Annotated in this window: 4 protein-coding genes; 3 read left to right on the top strand and 1 reads right to left on the bottom strand. The window is 35.5% G+C overall.

What is annotated here, in order from left to right; translation table 11 throughout:
- Positions 1–223 precede the first annotated feature (223 nt).
- The gene (locus FTV04_RS16490; RefSeq protein ID WP_180090417.1) at positions 224–1,159 is read right to left on the bottom strand and encodes a hypothetical protein; all 936 of its coding nucleotides are present in this window, start codon (positions 1,157–1,159) and stop codon (positions 224–226) included.
- Between the two features lie 262 nt (positions 1,160–1,421).
- On the opposite strand from FTV04_RS16490, the gene FTV04_RS16485 reads away from it, so the two are divergent.
- The 3 genes from FTV04_RS16485 to FTV04_RS16475 all read left to right on the top strand — a co-directional run bounded on the left by FTV04_RS16485 (position 1,422) and on the right by FTV04_RS16475 (position 2,584).
- Positions 1,422–1,682, top strand: a complete 261-nt coding sequence (locus tag FTV04_RS16485; protein WP_005254175.1) for a type II toxin-antitoxin system RelB/DinJ family antitoxin — start codon at positions 1,422–1,424, stop codon at positions 1,680–1,682.
- Positions 1,669–1,959 carry a type II toxin-antitoxin system YafQ family toxin gene (locus FTV04_RS16480; RefSeq protein WP_127219988.1) on the top strand — a complete coding sequence of 97 codons (291 nt, stop codon included), beginning with the start codon at positions 1,669–1,671 and terminating at the stop codon, positions 1,957–1,959. The genes FTV04_RS16485 and FTV04_RS16480 overlap by 14 nt, the downstream gene beginning before the upstream one ends.
- Positions 1,960–2,164: 205 nt before the next feature.
- Positions 2,165–2,584 carry an META domain-containing protein gene (locus tag FTV04_RS16475; RefSeq protein ID WP_164731167.1) on the top strand — a complete coding sequence of 140 codons (420 nt, stop codon included), beginning with the start codon at positions 2,165–2,167 and terminating at the stop codon, positions 2,582–2,584.
- Positions 2,585–2,958 lie beyond the last annotated feature (374 nt).

The following is a 2,958-nucleotide window of genomic DNA, read 5'->3' as shown; positions in this document are numbered from 1 at the left end:
CGAATACCTGTCTTAGCTACGCTAGACACCCTTGGCCGCAAGGATTACAAATTAAGAAAAATTCCGCAAGTTTTTGTCTATTGAAAGAATAAATAATCTCCCAACTGCTATCTATTTAACATAATGGCTGTTATACGAAATAAAAAAACCTAGGCACTGCCTAGGTCTTAAATTTAAAAAAATACATAAAGATTAAGGCGCATGACACTTCAATCAAGCTATATTAATAATTACATACCATAGAAACAGCACCTTGATAGTTACCATTATTGCTCAAAGTCATACGGTAAATTGCACCAAGTACTAGGCTATTTGGTCCATTATCAGCTATGTTAAATGTACCGATCTGATTTGATTCACCTTGTTGTCCTACGATACCCAATAAGTTATAGCTGCTATAGTTATTGAATGAATCAACCCATCTCATTGATGAAGCAAAGGTAGTTTCATCACTGCCATTTTTTGCAGTAAATTTAACGTCGATATTGCCGTTAGGATTTAAGGTAATACTTCCATTATGAATGGATGGAGAAATAAATTTTTCAAATTGGCCACTATTGGTCACTTTTGCTTGAGTAGCATTAACATCAGTACAGTTAATTTGTTTGGTTTGGGCAGAAATACGCTTAGTAATGATTGGGGTAAATGCAAAATAAAAATAAGAGGCATTGCTATATTTGGAAATATCTGTTGATTTTATTTCCCCATTTTTTTCATAATTAAAAATTCCTTTGGTTACACGAGCAATCGTAAAGTTTTTATTTCCAGCAATTTCTTTCGCAACAATATCTCCTGTAATTTTGTAATCACCAAATTCGGTGATAATACCATCGGCATTTTGTTTTACAGAATCAAGTCTTGATGCACCAGAAGAATTAGGGTAGTCAAAAATAATATTGTAGGATTGTGATGGATTCAATTTTTCTAATACTGAACCAGTAGAAGTATCTGGTGTGGTGCCGCTGTTCCCTGTAGAGCTCGATGTACCATTCCCTGTAGAGCTCGATGCACCATTCCCTGTAGAGCTCGATGCACCATTCCCTGTAGAGCTCGATGCACCATTCCCTGTAGAGCTCGATGCACCATCACTGCCGCCGCCGCAGGCAGTTAAAGTAAGACCCAAAGAAATAACTAAAAAAGAGGTCTTAAATCGGTTCATGGTAATTCCTAGTTTAAAAGAATCAACTATAGTCTATTGTTAGAATACTGAAAATACGAACATCTTTTTATTTACAATAACTTAAGTGCATAAACCTACTTTTAAAGGCTTATTCAGCAAACAATGATTGATAGCTATTAACTTTATAGGCATATTTAATTCAAATATACCTCTCCTTTAACATAATGGCTGTTATACGAATTGAACTTTTCGTCATCTAGGAATATAGTGTGATTAACAATGTTAATCATAGGGGCTTAACATGGCTTCAAATGCACTAGTAACTACTCGCATCAATGAAAACATTAAGCATGAAGCAACGGAAGTTCTAGCAACAATGGGCTTAACCGTCTCAGATGCAGTCCGTTTGTTATTGACCAAAGTAGCTAAAGAAAAGGCTTTGCCTTTTGAAATTTGGCAACCTAATGCTGAAACCATTGCAGCAATGGAAGAAGATCTAAGCAAAGCAAAGAGCTTCACTTCTGTAAAAGACTTGATGGCTGATCTAAATGCGGACGATTAAGTACACATCAGCATTCAAGAAAGACTATAAACGTGAGAAAAAAGGCCAGCATCGAAATACAGTGGATACTGAACTACAAACTGTTTTAGAGTTATTACAAGCTGATGAACCTTTGCCTGAAAAGTATCGTGACCATGCTTTGGTCAGTAATTGGGTAGGTCATCGTGATTGCCACATCAAACCAGATCTTGTTTTAATCTATAAGAAAACAGAAGAAGGTGAACTGCTAATTTTGAAATTAGTTCGATTAGGCAGTCATAGTGAATTGGTAATTTGAGTGACCAAATATCAATAACAAAATTTTAAAGTAATCTTCAAAAATGGGAGCTTAAGGCACCCATTTTTGACTTCGGATAACGTGTATTATATTAATTTTAGAATCTCTTATACGGACAATAACGATGACGAGAATATTTATACTGATGTTCGTCGTTGGACTTTTGAGCGCTTGTCATAGGCCTTCATCAGCCGATCAATCCAAGATGCAAGAATTACAAGTAATATCTTCTGGTGAACAGACCTTAGCAAAATTTTCTTGGCAATTGATCGAGGCAACAAATGCTAATAGTGAACGTATAGATTCATTATTTTTGGCTTCAAAACCTGACCAGTCTATCACGCTAAAATTTGCAGATAAGATGCTGTATATTGGTAATTTATTTTGTAATATAAATTCGATTGGTATTCATTTTAAAGGCAATCGTTTATATGCTGAACAGCCAATTGTTGCCACAATGATGGGCTGTCCTGATGATATCAACTTACGTGAAAGTACGATGATAGATATTCTGGTGAATGCTCCCACATTGTATCTTCAATCTCGTAAGGGGCAGGTACAACTGCTTATAGAAACACAAAAAAAAGAGAAGTTGATTTTTAAAGGTGTTCAAGTCAACAAGTAGCCTGAATTCTTGCAGTACACTGATGAAAATCATAAATATTTTTTATAAAGTGAGATTTCACAAAAAATGAGATTTTTTTCTTTACTAATCTTACTTATATTTTCCACGTCTATACTGGCTTCTCCTGCTTTTGCCCCTCAAGAATTAGAAGTATATAAGGGGCTCCAAAAAGCTAATATGTCACGTTTAAGAGTAAACCTGACTGTTTCTGGTAATGACCATAAAGGGAAAATTAATGTATCTAATTGGCTTTGTTGCACAAACCTATCTGTAAAGGCTTTTTCAGCGATATAATTTTCAAATGAAGAAGCCTACACACAAAATCTACCGCACAACCAATTGGCCCGCATATAACCGAGCACTCATGAGTCGCG

The organism is Acinetobacter sp. YH12219 (genome assembly GCF_013417875.1).
Lineage (GTDB): Bacteria > Pseudomonadota > Gammaproteobacteria > Pseudomonadales > Moraxellaceae > Acinetobacter > Acinetobacter amyesii.
This window is presented reverse-complemented; position numbering and strand designations above follow the sequence as displayed.

What these genes read in the sequence shown, in the direction of transcription:
- FTV04_RS16490 (WP_180090417.1), bottom strand. Translation starts at nt 1,159, where the DNA reads ATGAACCGATTTAAGACCTCTTTTTTAGTTATTTCTTTGGGTCTTACT.
- FTV04_RS16485 (WP_005254175.1), top strand. Translation starts at nt 1,422, where the DNA reads ATGGCTTCAAATGCACTAGTAACTACTCGCATCAATGAAAACATTAAG.
- FTV04_RS16480 (WP_127219988.1), top strand. Translation starts at nt 1,669, where the DNA reads ATGCGGACGATTAAGTACACATCAGCATTCAAGAAAGACTATAAACGT.
- FTV04_RS16475 (WP_164731167.1), top strand. Translation starts at nt 2,165, where the DNA reads ATGCAAGAATTACAAGTAATATCTTCTGGTGAACAGACCTTAGCAAAA.